Below are 16,473 nucleotides of genomic sequence, written 5' to 3'. Positions count from 1 at the left end.
GAACGGGAAGGCCACGGTCGCGTGAGTACAGTCCACCAGCCAGACCCCAGGGACCGCCCGGCGCGGCTCACCGTCGGCGTCGTCGGCGCCGGCCGGGTGGGCACCGCCCTCGCCGCGTCCCTCCAGCTCGCCGGGCACCGCCCGGTGGCCGTCTCCGGCGTCTCCGACGCCTCCCGCAAGCGCGCGGCGCTGCTCCTGCCCGACGTGCCCCTGGTGACGCCCGAGGAGGTCCTGCGGCGCGCCGAACTCGTCCTGCTGACCGTCCCCGACGACGCGCTGCCCGCCCTCGTCCAGGGCCTCGCCGACACCGGCGCCGTCCGCCCGGGGCAGCTCATCGCGCACACCTCCGGGCGCTACGGCGCGCGGGTCCTCGACCCGGCCCTGCGCGTGGGCGCGCTGCCCCTGGCGCTGCACCCGGCGATGACGTTCACCGGCACCCCCGTCGACGTCCAGCGCCTGGCCGGCTGCTCCTTCGGCGTCACCGCCCCCGAGGAGCTGCGCCTGGCCGCCGAGGCCCTGGTCATCGAGATGGGCGGCGAGCCGGAGTGGATCGCCGAGGAGAGCCGCCCGCTCTACCACGCGGCCCTCGCGCTGGGCGCCAACCACCTGGTCACCCTGGTCGCCCAGGCCATGGAACTGCTGCGCGAGGCCGGTGTGTCGGCCCCCGACCGGATGCTGGGCCCGCTCCTGGGCGCCGCCCTCGACAACGCGCTGCGCTCCGGCGACGCCGCCCTCACCGGGCCCGTCGCGCGCGGGGACGCGGGCACGGTCGCCGCCCACGTCGGCGAGCTGCGCAAGCACGCCCCCCAGGCCGTCGCCGGCTACCTCGCGATGGCCCGCGCCACCGCCGACCGCGCCCTCGCGCACGGCCTGCTGAAGCCCGAGCTGGCCGAGGACCTGCTGGACGTCCTGGCGGCCGGCACCACCGGCCCCGACAGCGCGGAGGGGGACGCCCGATGACCACCGTGCTGCGGACGGCCGCCGAACTGCACACCCGCGCGGGCAGCCCCGCCGCCGAGGCCCCCGCGCGCCCGCGCGCCGTCGTCATGACCATGGGCGCCCTCCACGACGGCCACGCCGCCCTCGTCCGCGCCGCGCGCGAACTCGCCGGCCCCGCGGGCGAGGTCGTCGTCACCGTCTTCGTCAACCCCTTGCAGTTCGGCAAGGGCGAGGACCTCGACCGCTACCCGCGCACGCTGGACGCCGACCTGAAGATCGCCGAACAGGCGGGCGCGGACGTGGTGTTCGCGCCGTCCGCCGAGGAGGTCTACCCGGGCGGCGAACCCCAGGTCCGCGTCAGCGCGGGACCCATGGGGGAGCGCCTCGAAGGCGCCGTGCGCCCCGGGCACTTCGACGGCATGCTGACGGTCGTCGCCAAGCTGCTGCACCTCACCCGCCCGGACGTGGCCCTGTTCGGGCAGAAGGACGCCCAGCAGCTCGCCCTGATCCGCCGGATGGTCCGCGACCTGAACTTCGGCGTCGAGATCGTCGCCGTGCCCACCGTGCGCGAGGACGACGGACTCGCCCGCTCCAGCCGCAACCGCTACCTCTCGCCCCCGGAGCGACGCACCGCGCTCGCCCTCTCGCGCGCGCTGTTCGCGGGCCGCGACCGGCACGCCGCCCAGGAGGCGCTGCGCGCCCGCGCGCGGGAGGTGCCCGCCACCCAGGCGCGCGCGCAGGCGCTCAGCGCGATCGGCGAGTCCCGCGCGGCGGCCGACACGCACGCCGTCGCCAAGGCGTCCCCCGGAGGCGCGGCCGGCATCCGCGCGGCTGCGCGCGTGGTCCTCGACGAGGCCGCCCGCCTGGACCCGCCGCTGAAGCTGGACTACCTCGCGCTGGTCGACCCGGCCGACTTCACGGAGATCGGGGCCGACTTCACCGGCGAGGCCGTCCTCGCCGTCGCCGCCCGGGTCGGCACGACCCGGCTGATCGACAACCTCCCGCTGACCTTCGGAGCCGCCTCGTGACCACCACAGGCACACACACCACCGGCATACGGCTGCACGCGCCCGCGCCCGGCTGGGCCATCACCGCGGACGTGGTGGTCGTCGGCTCCGGAGTCGCCGGCCTGACCGCCGCCCTGCGCTGCGAGGCCGCCGGCCTGGACACCGTCGTCGTCACCAAGGCCCGCCTCGACGACGGCTCCACCCGCTGGGCCCAGGGCGGCATAGCGGCGGCCCTGGGCGAGGGCGACACCCCCGAGCAGCATCTGGACGACACCCTCGTCGCGGGCGCGGGCCTGTGCGACGAGGACGCCGTACGCATCCTCGTCACCGAGGGCCCGGACGCCGTGCGCAGGCTCATCGCGACCGGGGCGCACTTCGACGAGTCGGCCGAGGGCGACCTGGAGCTCACGCGCGAGGGCGGCCATCACCGGCGGCGCATCGCGCACGCGGGCGGGGACGCGACCGGCGCGGAGATCTCCCGGGCGCTCGTCGAGGCCGTCCGCGCGCGCGGGGTGCGCACCATCGAGAACGCGCTCGTCCTGGACCTCCTGACCGACGCCGAGGGCCGCACGGCCGGTGTCACCCTGCACGTCATGGGCGAGGGCCAGCACGACGGCGTGGGAGCCGTCCACGCGCCCGCCGTGGTCCTCGCGACCGGCGGCATGGGCCAGGTGTTCTCCGCGACCACCAACCCCTCCGTGTCGACCGGCGACGGCGTCGCGCTCGCCCTGCGCGCGGGCGCGGAGGTCAGCGACCTGGAGTTCGTGCAGTTCCACCCCACGGTGCTGTTCCTCGGCGCCGACGCGGAGGGCCAGCAGCCCCTCGTCTCCGAGGCCGTGCGCGGCGAAGGCGCCCACCTGGTCGACGCCGGCGGCGTGCGCTTCATGGCCGGCCAGCACGAACTGGGCGAGCTCGCGCCCCGCGACATCGTCGCCAAGGGCATCATGCGCCGCATGCAGGAGCAGGGCGCCGAGCACATGTACCTCGACGCCCGCCACTTCGGCGCCTCCATGTGGGAGCACCGCTTCCCGACGATCCTGGCCGCCTGCCGCGCCCACGGCATCGACCCCGTCCACGAGCCCGTCCCGGTCGCCCCGGCGGCCCACTACGCCTCCGGAGGCGTCCGCACCGACTCCCAGGGCCGCACGACCGTCCCGGGCCTGTACGCGTGCGGCGAGGTCGCCTGCACGGGCGTCCACGGCGCCAACCGGCTCGCCTCCAACTCCCTCCTGGAGGGCCTGGTCTACGCCGAGCGGATCTCCGCCGACATCGCGGACCGGAAGGCGGAAGGCGGCCTCCCCGCGCGCGTACCCGCCCCCGTCGCGGCCCCGCAGGTCCCCGCGCACCCGCTGCTCGCCCCCGAGGCACGCTTCGCGATCCAGCGGATCATGACCGACGGCGCCGGCGTCCTGCGCTCCGCCGCCTCCCTGGAACAGGCCGCGAGCCAGCTCGACGCGCTCCACGCGCACGCGCGGGAGTCCCTGCACGACAACGGCAAGACCGCCGAACCCGGCGTCGACACCTGGGAGGCCACCAACCTCCTGTTCGTCGCCCGCGTCCTGGTCGCCGCCGCCTCCCTGCGCAAAGAGACCCGCGGCTGCCACTGGCGCGAAGACCACGCCGAGCGGGACGACACCACCTGGCGCCGCCATATCGTCGTGACCCTCGGTCCCGACCGTTCGCTGGCCGCGCGGCCCACGGACACCGCCGACTTCCCCCCGACCCAGCGCCCCCAGGAGCAGTGAGCGAAGTGAGCAACGACCTTCCCCTCGTCGAGAGCGGTGGCTGCGGCGACGGCTGCGCCTGCGGTGCCGAAGGCGGCGAGGAGTACCTGGAGTGCGGGCTCGACCCCGCGCTCGCCGAACTCCTGGCCGACGCGGGCCTCGACCCCGTCGAGGTCGAGGACATCGCCAATGTCGCCATCCAGGAGGACCTCGCGCACGGCGTCGACGTCACGACCGTCGCGACCATCCCCGAGGACGCCGTCGCCACCGCCGACTTCGTCGCGCGCGAGGCGGGCGTCGTCGCGGGCCTCAGGGTCGCCGAGGCCGTCGTGTCCATCGTCTGCGCCGACGAGTTCGAGGTCGAGCGGCACGTCGAGGACGGCGACCGCGTGGAGGCCGGGCAGCCGCTGCTGTCGATCACCACGCGCACGCGCGACCTGCTCACCGCCGAGCGCAGCGCCCTGAACATCCTGTGCCGCCTCTCCGGCATCGCGACCGCCACGCGCGCGTGGGCCGACGTCCTGGAGGGCGGCAAGGCGCGCGTGCGCGACACCCGCAAGACCACCCCCGGGCTGCGCGCCCTGGAGAAGTTCGCGGTGCGCTGCGGCGGCGGCGTCAACCACCGCATGTCCCTCTCGGACGCGGCCCTCGTCAAGGACAACCACGTGGTCGCCGCCGGCGGCGTCACCCAGGCCTTCACCGCCGTACGGGAGGCCTTCCCGGACGTCCCCATCGAGGTCGAGGTCGACACCCTGCACCAGCTGCGCGAGGTCGTCGACGCAGGTGCCGACCTGATCCTCCTGGACAACTTCACCCCCGGGGAGTGCGAGGAAGCCGTAGGGATCGTCGCCGGGCGCGCGCTCCTGGAGGCCTCCGGGCGGCTCACCCTGGACAACGCCAAGGCGTACGCCGACACGGGCGTCGACTTCCTCGCCGTCGGCGCGCTCACCCACTCCTCGCCGATCCTGGACATCGGCCTGGACCTGCGCGAGGCGGAGTGACCAGATGCTTCTGACGATCGACGTCGGCAACACGCACACCACCCTCGGCCTGTTCGACGGCGAGGACATCGTCGAGCACTGGCGCATCTCCACCGACGCCCGCCGCACGGCCGACGAGCTGGCGGTCCTCCTCAACGGCCTCATGGGCATGCACCCCCTGCTGGGCGAGGAGCTGGGCGACGGCATCGACGGCATCGCCATCTGCGCGACCGTCCCCTCGGTGCTGCACGAACTGCGCGAGGTCACCCGCCGCTACTACGGCGACGTCCCGGCCGTCCTGGTCGAACCGGGCGTCAAGACGGGCGTCCCGATCCTCACCGACAACCCCAAGGAGGTCGGCGCCGACCGCATCATCAACGCGGTCGCCGCCGTGGAGCTGTACGGCGGCCCCGCGGTCGTCGTCGACTTCGGCACCGCGACCACCTTCGACGCGGTCTCCGCGCGCGGGGAGTACGTCGGCGGCGTCATCGCCCCCGGCATCGAGATCTCCGTCGAGGCCCTGGGAGTGAAGGGTGCCCAGCTCCGCAAGATCGAGGTGGCCCGCCCGCGCAGCGTCATCGGCAAGAACACCGTCGAGGCCATGCAGTCCGGCATCGTCTACGGCTTCGCGGGCCAGGTCGACGGCGTCGTCCAGCGCATGACCCGCGAACTCGCCTCCGACCCCGACGACGTCACCGTCATCGCGACCGGAGGGCTCGCGCCGATGGTGCTGGGCGAGGCCTCGGTGATCGACGAGCACGAGCCGTGGCTGACGCTGATCGGGCTGCGGCTGGTGTACGAGCGGAACGTGTCGCGGCTGTAGCGGGGCGGCGGGGCTGAGAGCGCCGTGAGCGGGCCGGGGCCGGCCGGGAGGGATTCCGGGGCCCTGGTTCCGTCCGGGCGCCTCTGAGGGCGGCTGGCGGGCCGCTCACGGCGCTCTCAGCCGGGCGCGGGGCCCCGGCCCCGCGCCCGACGGCGTCGTACAGATCCGGCGCCCCCGCCCGCCCCCGGACAGAAAGCTCGGCGCCACGCCCGCCCCCTATGTCGAATTTGTCTGATTAGCGCGTACTGTCGCCGCATGCCCACGCCATACGGATCTCGCGGCGGCATGGCGTTCGGTGCGGAGGAGCTGCGTGTGCTCCGCCGCGCTCTCGCCCTCGCCCTCCACCCCGGTCCCGCCTCGGCCGAGGACATCCAGGACTGTCATCGCCTCGCCACGTCCCTCGACGAGGCGGTGCGGGAGGCGGCCCGGCTGCGGGCCTTCCTGGTGGCCGACCTCGCCCGGTACCGCGCCGCTCTGCCCGGCACGGCCGCCGGCTATCTGACGCTCCTGGAGGAGGTGCTCGGCGCCGGATACCGTCCCGAGCCCGACGACCTCGCCGCCCTGCGCGCCCTGCGGGGCAACCCGCTGGCGGCGACCCTCCTGACGCGCTGCCAGGGGCTCGCCGAACAGGACGTCCGCGCCCGCCTGGCCCGCCGGACCACCCGGCACGCCGTCCCCGCGCCCCTCATGCCCACCGCCGCCGTCCCGCCCTCCCGCACCCGCCTCCTGGCCCTCCCCGGCGGGCTCTCCCCGGGCGGCAGCCTGGACGCCCCGGCCCCGGAGACCCCCAAGCCCCCGGAGAAGCGCCCGCCGGCGCCCCCCGCGGAGACCCCGCCGGCGCCCGAGCAGCCCCCTCGCCGTCCGATCCCCACCCCGGGCGAGGTCTTCCCCCGCCGCAAACCCACCCCGCCCCCGGCCGACCCCCAGGAACGACTGGCGGCGGGCTGAACGGACCGCAATAGGGGTTCGCTTCCCGGTAAGGGGTTGCGGCCCTTGACGACGGGGCTTCTGCCGCACGGCAGGAGCTCCGCGAACCTTTGGGGCCCGCGTCTTTGCGAGTCCGTGCCGGCCGTCGGCAGAAGCACGGTTTTCTCGCCATAAGGCGACTTCCCGCCCCACCGCACTAGGGAGCCCGCCTTCCCGCGGTTTACCGTACGAGATCTTCCCCTTGCTGTGAGTTGCTTCCGGCCGCGGTGACGGTGTGATCGCCGGCCGGGACGGAGTAGGGGTTCCTTCCTGGGGGGTACAGGGGTCCGGTCATGGTGCCGTCGGCTTGAATCGGTCAGGAGTTCGGCCGGCCGCTATGCATTCGGACGTTCGCACGAAGTCGGGGGACGGGCGATTTTCCGGTCACCGCCTTCTCCGGGGCCCGATTCGGCGGATCACGCGATTTACAGGCCTCCGATTTACGGCCACGGTTCCCCCGTGACCTGCCATTCCGGTCGCTGTCGCTGCTTAATCACGCAACGTGTTGCGCTCCGAGGCGCGACGCGTTGCGCCTTAGGGGGCCGCCCCCTACCCCGACCCCGCCCGGATGTCCGGTTTCCGCGTGGCTACCCTGGACGCATGGACTATGTCTCCGCGCTCGTCCCGCCCATCGTCATGGCGGTCTTCTTCATCGGGCTGATCCGGGTGATCGTGAAGACCCAGGGCGGCGCCAACAAGGCCAAGGAGGACGCGGCCGTCGACGCCGCCCTCGCGCGCGCGGAGAGCGCCCGCCAGAACTCCGCGCCGACCGAGAGCTGACGAAGGCGCGCCCCGGGGTGAACGCCCCCGACCCCGCGGCGCCCTTTTTGTTCACCTTTGTAAGGTGAGGCGCACGTTCCGCACGTCATTGGGCGGATCTCCCACTATTGTTCAGCTGTGCCTCGCCCATTGGGAGAACTCGAAGACGCGGTCATGACGCGGGTGTGGAAGTGGAACCGCCCGGTGACCGTTCGGGAAGTCCTCGAAGACCTTCAGCAGGAACGGTCCATCGCCTACACGACGGTGATGACCGTTTTGGACAATCTCCATCAGAAGGGCTGGGTGCGCCGGGAGTCCGAAGGGCGGGCCTATCGATATGAGGCCGTCTCCACGCGCGCGGCCTACGCGGCGGCCCTGATGAACGACGCCTGGAGCCAGAGCGACAACCCGGCCGCCGCTCTGGTCGCCTTCTTCGGCATGATGAGCGAGGAACAGCGCGCGGCCCTGCGAGATGCCGTCCGCATGATCCAGGGGCCGGAAACCCCCGCTCCGCGCGCGGAGAACGAGAACCCCGGGTCGGCGGCGGACTCCCCCGGGCGATAGCGTCCGCTCATGTCAGCGCAGAGTCCCTCCGCGGAGATGCCCGAACTCCCCGCTAAAGCCATCACCGTCCGACGCGCCCGGACCAGCGATGTCCCCGCCGTACGCCGACTCCTTGACGCCTACGCCCGCGACCGCATCCTGCTCGACAAAGCGACAGTGACGCTTTACGAGGACATCCAGGAGTTCTGGGTGGCGGAACGGGACGACAACGCCGAGGTGGTCGGCGTCGGCGCGCTGCACGTCATGTGGGAAGACCTCGCGGAAGTCCGCACTCTCGCGGTCAAGCCCGGCTTGAAGGGCTCCGGTGTCGGCCATCTGTTGCTGGAGAAGTTGCTGCACACAGCACGTTGGCTCGGTGTTCGCCGAGTTTTCTGCCTGACCTTCGAAGTGGACTTCTTCGGCAAGCACGGCTTCGTGGAGATCGGTGAGACGCCCGTGGACACCGATGTGTACGCGGAGCTGCTGCGTTCCTATGACGAGGGGGTCGCCGAGTTCCTCGGACTCGAACGAGTGAAACCGAACACCTTGGGCAACAGTCGGATGCTTCTGCATCTGTGATCGACCTTGCCCAAGGTGTCTATGTCCGAAACGCGCACGTTTCCGGACGGTGCGGGCAGTCAGTCTCTCCCAGGGGTTTGTGTTTTCCCGGCAAAAGCGGTTTGCTTTCCGACGTACTGCGTAGTTCATATAACAAGGGGCGGCGAAACGGCGGACGCCGAGGACTGTCGGCCCACTCGTTATCGATGAAAGGAAATCCGGTGGCACAGAAGGTTCAGGTCCTTCTTGTCGACGACCTCGACGGCGGCGAGGCCGACGAGACCGTGACGTTCGCGCTGGACGGCAAGACGTTCGAGATCGATCTCACGACGGCCAACGCCGACAAGCTGCGCGGCCTCCTCGAGCCCTACTTGAAGGGCGGCCGGCGCACCGGTGGCCGCGCCGCCGGGCGGGCCAAGGGCCGTGCCGTGGCCGCGGGCGGCAACCAGGACACCGCTCAGATCCGCGCGTGGGCGAAGGAGAACGGTTTCGAGGTCAACGACCGTGGCCGCGTCCCCGCGACCATCCGCGAGGCCTACGAGAAGGCCAACGGCTGAAGCCAGGCACGCCGCAGCCGGACACGATGACAGTGCGTCGCCAGCGTGTCCACGAGCCTTACGAGATCGGGGGCGCCCTTCCCGCCCCCCAGCGCCGACACCGTCGGCAGCGAGGCCTCGACCTCGCGACCCGAGACGGGGGGCCGCAGCCACACAGCGGCCCCCTGCACCGTTTCCGCCGTTCCCGGCCGCTCCGGAGCCTCGATGCTCCCGCCCGCCCCGAACGCCGTGATGTCGAGCGTCAGCGCGCCCCACTCCAGCCACTCCAGGACGCCCGGCAGCTCCTCCGCGCTCCCCGCCGCCACCAGCAGCCGCATCCGCCCGCCGCACAGGGCCACCGGAGCGAGGGGGCCCGTCCTGCCGAGCGCGGCCCGGCCCGCCTCCGCCGGCACGTCCAGGACGTCGAAGCGGCGGCCCGTGAAAAGTCGTACCGGGGAACCGGGCACGGTCGGCCAGCGCAGTTCGTTCTCGTACCAACCGCGCAGATCGCGGACCGGATCGAGGGGCCGACGGGGGAGAGGGACCGTGGAAGCAGCAGTGACGGCGGGGACGGCCGGGGGCGGGATGCCAACCATGACCGGCCAACCGCCGGAAGAGGCCGAGAGTTACGCTGGGTGCTCAGGCGGCTGCGCGGTGTGCGGGAAGAGGGGGCGTGCGGCCGTGGCGGGCGGCGCAAGGTTGTTCGCCCGTAGCGGAGGGACTCGGTGCGTGCGGCATGGACTGTCAGCCTCGACGGGTAAGACATCCCTAGTGGGAGGGGGCGACGCGCAGACAGAGCGGTCCCGCGTTCGCCATCGGCGTACTGGCGACTGGGGTAACTGCCTGGCCTGCGGGAACATCGTCTCGCACCATCAGGTTGGAGCAGATGTCGGCGTTCGGGGTCAGGAGGCTGCTACTGGTCTCCGCATTCGCGGAGGTGATCCGGACGGTGTCGGCAGTTGGAATGAGCGGTCCCCGCTTGCGGGACTAAGCTGCGGAAGGACAGCGAGGGGAGCGTCCCCTCATTGCCTGACCGCTCTGAGGAGCGATTAACGATGTTCGAGAGGTTCACCGACCGCGCGCGGCGGGTTGTCGTCCTGGCTCAGGAAGAAGCCCGGATGCTCAACCACAACTACATCGGCACCGAGCACATCCTCCTGGGCCTGATCCACGAGGGTGAGGGTGTCGCCGCAAAGGCCCTGGAGAGCCTCGGCATTTCGCTTGAGGCGGTCCGTCAGCAGGTGGAGGAGATCATCGGGCAGGGCCAGCAGGCTCCGTCCGGGCACATCCCCTTCACCCCCCGTGCCAAGAAGGTCCTGGAGCTGTCGCTCCGCGAGGCCCTTCAGCTGGGCCACAACTACATCGGCACGGAGCACATCCTGCTCGGCCTGATCCGCGAGGGCGAGGGCGTCGCCGCCCAGGTCCTGGTCAAGCTGGGCGCAGACCTCAACCGGGTGCGGCAGCAGGTCATCCAGCTGCTCTCCGGTTACCAGGGCAAGGAGACCGCCACCGCCGGCGGACCTGCCGAGGGCACCCCCTCGACGTCCCTGGTCCTCGACCAGTTCGGCCGCAACCTGACGCAGGCCGCCCGCGAGTCCAAGCTCGACCCGGTCATCGGGCGCGAGAAGGAGATCGAGCGGGTCATGCAGGTGCTGTCCCGCCGCACCAAGAACAACCCGGTGCTCATCGGCGAGCCCGGCGTCGGCAAGACGGCGGTCGTCGAGGGCCTCGCGCAGGCCATCGTCAAGGGCGAGGTGCCCGAGACCCTCAAGGACAAGCACCTCTACACTCTGGACCTCGGCGCGCTGGTCGCCGGCTCCCGTTACCGCGGTGACTTCGAGGAGCGCCTGAAGAAGGTCCTCAAGGAGATCCGCACCCGCGGCGACATCATCCTGTTCATCGACGAGCTGCACACGCTGGTTGGTGCGGGCGCCGCCGAGGGCGCGATCGACGCCGCCTCGATCCTCAAGCCGATGCTGGCCCGCGGTGAGCTCCAGACCATCGGTGCCACCACGCTCGACGAGTACCGCAAGCACCTGGAGAAGGACGCCGCGCTGGAGCGCCGCTTCCAGCCGATCCAGGTCGCCGAGCCCTCGCTGCCGCACACCATCGAGATCCTCAAGGGTCTGCGCGACCGCTACGAGGCCCACCACCGCGTCTCCATCACCGACGAGGCCCTCGTCCAGGCCGCCACCCTGGCCGACCGCTACATCTCGGACCGCTTCCTCCCGGACAAGGCGATCGACCTGATCGACGAGGCCGGCTCCCGGATGCGCATCCGCCGGATGACCGCGCCGCCGGACCTGCGCGAGTTCGACGAGAAGATCGCCGGCGTGCGCCGCGACAAGGAGTCCGCGATCGACTCGCAGGACTTCGAGAAGGCCGCCTCCCTGCGCGACAAGGAGAAGCAGCTCCTCGCCGCGAAGGCCAAGCGGGAGAAGGAGTGGAAGGCCGGCGACATGGACGTCGTCGCCGAGGTCGACGGCGAGCTGATCGCCGAGGTCCTCGCCACCGCGACGGGCATCCCGGTCTTCAAGCTCACCGAGGAGGAGTCCAGCCGCCTCCTGCGCATGGAGGACGAGCTGCACAAGCGGGTCATCGGCCAGGTCGACGCCGTCAAGGCGCTGTCCAAGGCGATCCGCCGCACCCGCGCCGGCCTCAAGGACCCCAAGCGTCCCGGTGGTTCGTTCATCTTCGCCGGCCCGTCCGGTGTCGGTAAGACCGAGCTGTCCAAGGCGCTCGCCGAGTTCCTCTTCGGCGACGAGGACGCCCTGATCTCCCTCGACATGTCGGAATTCAGCGAGAAGCACACGGTCTCGCGGCTCTTCGGCTCGCCCCCCGGCTACGTCGGGTACGAGGAGGGCGGCCAGCTCACCGAGAAGGTGCGCCGCAAGCCGTTCTCCGTCGTCCTCTTCGACGAGGTGGAGAAGGCCCACCCGGACATCTTCAACTCCCTGTTGCAGATCCTGGAGGACGGTCGCCTGACCGACTCCCAGGGCCGGGTCGTGGACTTCAAGAACACGGTCATCATCATGACGACCAACCTCGGCACCCGGGACATCTCCAAGGGCTTCAACCTGGGCTTCGCGGCCTCGGGCGACTCGAAGACCAACTACGAGCGCATGAAGAACAAGGTGTCGGACGAGCTCAAGCAGCACTTCCGCCCCGAGTTCCTCAACCGTGTCGACGACGTCGTCGTCTTCCCGCAGCTCACGCAGGAGGACATCCTGCGGATCGTCGACCTGATGATCGGCAAGGTCGACGAGCGCCTGAAGGACCGGGACATGGGCCTCGAGCTCTCCCAGTCCGCCAAGGAACTGCTGTCCAAGAAGGGTTACGACCCCGTCCTGGGCGCCCGGCCGCTGCGCCGGACGATCCAGCGCGAGATCGAGGACACGCTCTCGGAGAAGATCCTCTTCGGCGAGCTGCGCCCCGGTCACATCGTGGTCGTGGACACCGAGGGCGAGGGCGACACCGCCACCTTCACCTTCCGGGGTGAGGAGAAGTCGGCGCTGCCCGACGTCCCGCCGATCGAGCAGGCGGCCGGCGGTGCCGGGCCGAACCTGAGCAAGGAGGCGTAAGCCTCAAGGGGCGCGCGCTTCCAGGGTGCGCGCCCGCACGAAGAGGGGCCGGTGCTGTCGAAGCACCGGCCCCTCTCCGTCGTACGCGAAAGGCTTGTTCCCGAGGAGAGCTACGACAGCTGGCCGTCGTAGTCGGGCAGCTTGAACGTCTTCTCGGCGTGGCCGCCCGACAGGTCGGTGGCGCTGTTGCCGATGTTGGCGATGATCGTGTAGCCCTTGTTCTCGATGTCGACGCGCTGGGCGGTCTTGTAGGCGGCGACGTCCTTGAAGAGGTCGCTCAGGCCGCGGACGTAGAGCCCGGAGACCTGGTAGCCGACGTGCTTCAGGTTGTAGTCGGTGACGGCCTTGATGATGCCGGGGCGCGCGGTGACGAAGAACAGCGAGACGCCGTGGGTCTGCGCGTACTTGGCGACGTTCAGGACCGGCTTGTTGGCCGGCTGGGGGAAGCTGAAGCCGAAGTCGGTCTCCAGCGTGGTGTTGTCGATGTCGAAGACGATCGCCTGCTTCTCGCCGGGCTTGCCGGCGGCGATCCGGTCCTCCAGGTAGGGCAGCGCCTGGTCCATCACGGTCTGGCAGTCCTGCTGCCAGGTCGCGTAGTCGACCTTCGCCGCGGCGGTGGCGGAGGCCGAGGTGGTCGTGGCCGTAGCGGCCTGGGCGCCGGCCGGGACGGCCAGGGCCGTCAGGGCGGTCGTGGCGACGACCGTCATACCTATGCGGCGCGTCCAGGTGCCTGTGGTCATGGGGGGGGTCCTCTCGCTTCCGAGCACTGCCGGTCGTGGGCATGCTCGTGGGTGGGAGTGGCTTGAGGGGAACCAGAGGGTTACCGGACGGTAGTGGGATGCCGAGACGCGCATCACACTGCTGCGCCCGGCCAGTGAGGTGCGGCACGGGTTCCAGGTCACATACTAACGAGCTTAGTAGATCCTTTGAACCAGCTGTCTGTCCGGATCGGGGTGGTTTATGGCGACGTACTAGCGTCCGTCGTAGATCACACTTTTGGGGCTTCGGGGGGCTCGGGGTTACCAAGGGAGAGTCCACCCGGCGACGGCTGTTCGCCCGGGTGGTCTTTCTGTCCCCGACCTCCCGAGGTACGCATGTTCTCCCGCGCCACGTCCCGCTCCGCCCGCAAGTCCGCGCTCCGCCTCCGCGTGGCCGTCGGTGCCACCGCTGTCGGTGCCGCGGTCGCGCTGGGCGGCGGAGTGGCGTCGGCCGCGACCCCCGCCTGGGTCGACCCGGTGAAGACGTACACGCTCTCCGCGAGCTTCGCGCAGTCCGGCAACCTGTGGTCCGCCAAGCACAGCGGCCAGGACTTCGCCGTGCCGACGGGGACGAACGTCGTCGCCGCGCACGCGGGCACGGTCGTCAAGGCCGGCTCCGGCGGCGCCGGGGACGGGTCCGCGTACGGCAACGCCATCGTGGTCAAGCACGCCGACGGCGTCTACTCGCAGTACGCCCACCTCTCGCGCATCGACGTCAGGGTCGGCCAGAGCGTCGGCACCGGCCAGCGCATCGGCCTCTCCGGCTCGACCGGCAACTCCACCGGCCCCCACCTGCACTTCGAGATCCGTACGACGCCGAACTACGGCTCGGCGGTCAACCCCGTGACCTTCCTGCGCGGCAAGGGCGTCACTGTCTGAGCGAGCCCTGGTGGGCCTGGGTGATCAGATCGACGGCGACTTCGAGGACGGCTGCCCGCTTGTCCTCGGGGTCGCCGTCGAGGTCCTGGAGCAGGAACATCCCGGCGTGCAGCGTGAACATCGCGCTCACGCAGCGGACCTGGTCGGTCAGCGCGGCGTCGGGGTCGAGGAAGAGGCGGCGCATCCCGCGCATGCGGTCCTTGAAGGAGTCGCCGATCTGGAGCTCGCGGACGGTCGCCTGGTTCTCCTGCATGAAGCGGAACAGGGGGGCGGCGCCGGCCAGGATGTCGCTGTAGCGCCGCAGGATCTCCCGCTTGGTCTCCAGGGTGTGCGGCTGCCCGGTGCCCCAGTCGATCAGGTCCTCGATCGGCTTCGTCAGATCCTCGAAGATGCTGACGATGATCTCTTCCTTGGTCTTGAAGTGGTAGTACAGGGCCGCTTTGGTGACGTCGAGACGCTCGGCGATCTCGCGGAGCGACGTCTTCTCGTAGCCCTGCTCGGCGAAGAGTTCGAGCGCGACGTCCTGGATGCGCTGGCGGGTGTTGCCGCGACGCTGCTGCTTGGTGCCGTCCATGGTGACGCCCATTTTCGTACTCCTCGCACTCCTTGAAAACTTACTTGACGCCCGGCTAGTTGCCGGGCTACGTTCCCGAGTGTAGTCAACTAGCCGGGCGGCAAGTAAGTGGCCCGTCCTGGGGGAGTGGAAAAGATGGCGGACACACAGGGTGTCGAAGAGGTGAACGGGGGCCAAGTGGTACCCGAGGGGAAACAGCCGCGGAGCATACGCGTCGTCCTGCTGGCGCTGATGATCACGATGATGCTCGCGATGCTGGACAACATGATCGTGGGCACGGCGATGCCGACGATCGTCGGCGATCTCGGCGGTCTCGCGCATCTGTCGTGGGTCGTCACCGCGTACACGCTCGCGACGGCCGCGGCGACCCCGATCTGGGGCAAGCTCGGTGACATGTACGGCCGCAAGGCCACCTTCATGACCTCGATCGTGATCTTCCTGATCGGGTCCGCGCTCAGCGGCATGGCCCAGGACATGGGGCAGCTGATCGCCTTCCGTGCCGTTCAGGGGCTCGGGGCCGGTGGTCTGATGGTCGGCGTCATGGCGATCATCGGCGATCTCATACCGCCCCGGGAGCGCGGCAAGTACCAGGGCATGATGGCGGGCGTCATGGCGCTCGCGATGATCGGCGGACCGCTGGTCGGCGGCACGATCACCGACCACTGGGGCTGGCGCTGGGCCTTCTACATCAACCTGCCGCTGGGCGTCGTCGCCCTCGGCCTGATCAGTGTCGTGCTCCACCTGCCGAAGAAGCGGTCCTCGGCCCGCATCGACTATCTCGGCGCCGCGCTGCTCACCGTCGGCATCACCTCGATCGTCCTCGTCACCACCTGGGGCGGTACCGAGTACGACTGGACGTCCGCGCGGATCATGGAGCTGATCGCGATCGGCGTCGCCTCGCTGGTCGGGTTCGTGTTCTGGCAGACCAGGGCCGCCGAGCCGATCCTGCCGCTGCACATCTTCCGCAGCCGCAACTTCACGCTGATGTCCGTCATCGGCTTCGTCACCGGCTTCGTGATGTTCGGCGCGACCCTCTTCCTGCCGCTGTACCAGCAGTCCGTGCAGGGCGCGTCCGCGACCAACTCCGGGCTGCTGCTCCTGCCGATGCTGGGCGCGATGCTCGTGACCTCGATGATCGCCGGGCGGATCACCACCAACACCGGGCACTACAAGGTCTTCCCCGTCGTGGGCGGACTGCTGATGATCGTCGGGCTGTACCTGCTGTCGACGATGGGCACCGGCACCTCGCGGTTCACCTCCGGGGTCTACATGGCCGTCGTCGGGCTCGGCATGGGCTGCCTCATGCAGATCACGATGCTGGTCGCGCAGAACAGCGTCGAGATGAAGGACATCGGCGTCGCCTCCTCCTCGGCGACCCTCTTCCGCACCCTCGGCTCCTCCTTCGGCGTCGCCATCATGGGCGCGCTCTTCAACAGCCACGTCCAGGACGCCATGGCCCAGCGGGCCGGCGCCCTCGGCTCGAAGGTCACCGAGCAGTCGGCGCAGCTGGACGCCGCGAGCCTGGCGAAGCTGCCCGCGGCGGCGCGGGAGGCGTACCAGTACGCGGTGACCGACGGTATCCATGCCTCGTTCCTCCTCGGAGCTGTCGTCGCGGTGGTCGTGCTGATCGCCTCGGTGTTCGTGAAGGAGGTGCCGCTGAGGGGGGCCGGCGCGAAGCCGGAGCCCGTGGAGGCGGCCGGTGCTTCGGAGGGGGCTGGTGCTCCTGAGGGTGACTCGGCGTCGGCCGCCGGTACGCCCGCCGCCGGTACACCCGCCGCGAAGAAGACGGTCACCGAGTCCGTATGAGGTGACGCCGGAGCGGTGACGACCGACCGCTCCGGCTGCG

The 16,473-nt window shown here is 70.8% G+C and carries 16 protein-coding genes; 13 read left to right on the top strand and 3 right to left on the bottom strand.

Annotated elements, in window-relative coordinates:
- Positions 1-21 precede the first annotated feature (21 nt).
- From ACYUD3_RS04795 to ACYUD3_RS04750, 10 genes are all read left to right on the top strand, one after another.
- Positions 22-960, top strand: coding sequence for a Rossmann-like and DUF2520 domain-containing protein (locus ACYUD3_RS04795; protein ID WP_470964106.1), 939 nt, complete (start codon positions 22-24; stop codon positions 958-960).
- Positions 957-1,967 carry a pantoate--beta-alanine ligase gene (gene panC, locus ACYUD3_RS04790; RefSeq protein WP_470964103.1) on the top strand — a complete coding sequence of 337 codons (1,011 nt, stop codon included), beginning with the start codon at positions 957-959 and terminating at the stop codon, positions 1,965-1,967. The genes ACYUD3_RS04795 and panC overlap by 4 nt, the downstream gene beginning before the upstream one ends.
- Positions 1,964-3,691 carry an L-aspartate oxidase gene (locus tag ACYUD3_RS04785; protein WP_470964100.1) on the top strand — a complete coding sequence of 576 codons (1,728 nt, stop codon included), beginning with the start codon at positions 1,964-1,966 and terminating at the stop codon, positions 3,689-3,691. The genes panC and ACYUD3_RS04785 overlap by 4 nt, the downstream gene beginning before the upstream one ends.
- Positions 3,688-4,671, top strand: a complete 984-nt coding sequence (gene nadC, locus ACYUD3_RS04780) for a carboxylating nicotinate-nucleotide diphosphorylase (RefSeq protein ID WP_470964097.1) — start codon at positions 3,688-3,690, stop codon at positions 4,669-4,671. The genes ACYUD3_RS04785 and nadC overlap by 4 nt, the downstream gene beginning before the upstream one ends.
- A 4-nt stretch (positions 4,672-4,675) precedes the next feature.
- Positions 4,676-5,473 carry a type III pantothenate kinase gene (locus ACYUD3_RS04775; protein WP_470964094.1) on the top strand — a complete coding sequence of 266 codons (798 nt, stop codon included), beginning with the start codon at positions 4,676-4,678 and terminating at the stop codon, positions 5,471-5,473.
- Between the two features lie 285 nt (positions 5,474-5,758).
- A complete protein-coding gene (locus ACYUD3_RS04770) occupies positions 5,759-6,421 on the top strand; it encodes a hypothetical protein (protein ID WP_470966009.1) in 663 nt (220 codons plus the stop codon).
- A 618-nt stretch (positions 6,422-7,039) separates the two neighbouring features.
- Complete coding sequence (locus ACYUD3_RS04765) at positions 7,040-7,219, top strand: hypothetical protein (protein WP_470964091.1); 180 nt, start codon at positions 7,040-7,042, stop codon at positions 7,217-7,219.
- Between the two features lie 129 nt (positions 7,220-7,348).
- A complete protein-coding gene (locus tag ACYUD3_RS04760) occupies positions 7,349-7,762 on the top strand; it encodes a BlaI/MecI/CopY family transcriptional regulator (protein ID WP_470966006.1) in 414 nt (137 codons plus the stop codon).
- Positions 7,763-7,771: 9 nt separating this feature from the next.
- The gene (locus tag ACYUD3_RS04755; RefSeq protein ID WP_470964088.1) at positions 7,772-8,320 is read left to right on the top strand and encodes an amino-acid N-acetyltransferase; all 549 of its coding nucleotides are present in this window, start codon (positions 7,772-7,774) and stop codon (positions 8,318-8,320) included.
- 200 nt (positions 8,321-8,520) lie between these two features.
- Complete coding sequence (locus tag ACYUD3_RS04750) at positions 8,521-8,856, top strand: histone-like nucleoid-structuring protein Lsr2 (RefSeq protein WP_470964085.1); 336 nt, start codon at positions 8,521-8,523, stop codon at positions 8,854-8,856.
- On the opposite strand, the gene ACYUD3_RS04745 is transcribed toward ACYUD3_RS04750, so the two are convergent.
- A complete protein-coding gene (locus ACYUD3_RS04745) occupies positions 8,835-9,431 on the bottom strand; it encodes an SCO3374 family protein (RefSeq protein ID WP_470964081.1) in 597 nt (198 codons plus the stop codon). The two genes, ACYUD3_RS04750 and ACYUD3_RS04745, sit on opposite strands and share 22 nt — an antisense overlap.
- Positions 9,432-9,890: 459 nt before the next feature.
- On the opposite strand from ACYUD3_RS04745, the gene ACYUD3_RS04740 reads away from it, so the two are divergent.
- Complete coding sequence (locus ACYUD3_RS04740) at positions 9,891-12,416, top strand: ATP-dependent Clp protease ATP-binding subunit (RefSeq protein ID WP_470964078.1); 2,526 nt, start codon at positions 9,891-9,893, stop codon at positions 12,414-12,416.
- Between the two features lie 110 nt (positions 12,417-12,526).
- On the opposite strand, the gene ACYUD3_RS04735 is transcribed toward ACYUD3_RS04740, so the two are convergent.
- Positions 12,527-13,156: an HAD family acid phosphatase gene (locus tag ACYUD3_RS04735; protein WP_470964075.1), complete on the bottom strand. Its 630-nt coding sequence runs from the start codon at positions 13,154-13,156 to the stop codon at positions 12,527-12,529.
- A 354-nt stretch (positions 13,157-13,510) separates the two neighbouring features.
- On the opposite strand from ACYUD3_RS04735, the gene ACYUD3_RS04730 reads away from it, so the two are divergent.
- Complete coding sequence (locus ACYUD3_RS04730) at positions 13,511-14,053, top strand: M23 family metallopeptidase (RefSeq protein WP_470964072.1); 543 nt, start codon at positions 13,511-13,513, stop codon at positions 14,051-14,053.
- Here the strand turns inward: ACYUD3_RS04730 and ACYUD3_RS04725 are convergent.
- A complete protein-coding gene (locus ACYUD3_RS04725) occupies positions 14,043-14,639 on the bottom strand; it encodes a TetR/AcrR family transcriptional regulator (protein WP_470964069.1) in 597 nt (198 codons plus the stop codon). The genes ACYUD3_RS04730 and ACYUD3_RS04725 overlap by 11 nt on opposite strands.
- Before the next feature lie 123 nt (positions 14,640-14,762).
- Here ACYUD3_RS04725 and ACYUD3_RS04720 point away from each other — a divergent pair, with 123 nt between their 5' ends.
- Positions 14,763-16,433: an MDR family MFS transporter gene (locus ACYUD3_RS04720; RefSeq protein ID WP_470964066.1), complete on the top strand. Its 1,671-nt coding sequence runs from the start codon at positions 14,763-14,765 to the stop codon at positions 16,431-16,433.
- Positions 16,434-16,473 lie beyond the last annotated feature (40 nt).

This window comes from Streptomyces sp. AMJ-169, from assembly GCF_055597585.1.
Note: the sequence above shows the minus strand (reverse complement) of the source record. Positions and strands in the feature narration are given on the sequence as shown.

Bases quoted from the DNA above. Each gene is read 5' to 3' on its own strand.
- ACYUD3_RS04770 (WP_470966009.1), top strand. From the start codon at position 5,759: ATGGCGTTCGGTGCGGAGGAGCTGCGTGTGCTCCGCCGCGCTCTCGCC.
- ACYUD3_RS04755 (WP_470964088.1), top strand. From the start codon at position 7,772: ATGTCAGCGCAGAGTCCCTCCGCGGAGATGCCCGAACTCCCCGCTAAA.
- ACYUD3_RS04720 (WP_470964066.1), top strand. From the start codon at position 14,763: ATGGCGGACACACAGGGTGTCGAAGAGGTGAACGGGGGCCAAGTGGTA.
- panC (WP_470964103.1), top strand. From the start codon at position 957: ATGACCACCGTGCTGCGGACGGCCGCCGAACTGCACACCCGCGCGGGC.
- ACYUD3_RS04725 (WP_470964069.1), bottom strand. From the start codon at position 14,639: ATGGGCGTCACCATGGACGGCACCAAGCAGCAGCGTCGCGGCAACACC.
- ACYUD3_RS04730 (WP_470964072.1), top strand. From the start codon at position 13,511: ATGTTCTCCCGCGCCACGTCCCGCTCCGCCCGCAAGTCCGCGCTCCGC.
- ACYUD3_RS04765 (WP_470964091.1), top strand. From the start codon at position 7,040: ATGGACTATGTCTCCGCGCTCGTCCCGCCCATCGTCATGGCGGTCTTC.
- ACYUD3_RS04735 (WP_470964075.1), bottom strand. From the start codon at position 13,156: ATGACCACAGGCACCTGGACGCGCCGCATAGGTATGACGGTCGTCGCC.
- ACYUD3_RS04740 (WP_470964078.1), top strand. From the start codon at position 9,891: ATGTTCGAGAGGTTCACCGACCGCGCGCGGCGGGTTGTCGTCCTGGCT.
- ACYUD3_RS04745 (WP_470964081.1), bottom strand. From the start codon at position 9,431: ATGGTTGGCATCCCGCCCCCGGCCGTCCCCGCCGTCACTGCTGCTTCC.
- ACYUD3_RS04775 (WP_470964094.1), top strand. From the start codon at position 4,676: ATGCTTCTGACGATCGACGTCGGCAACACGCACACCACCCTCGGCCTG.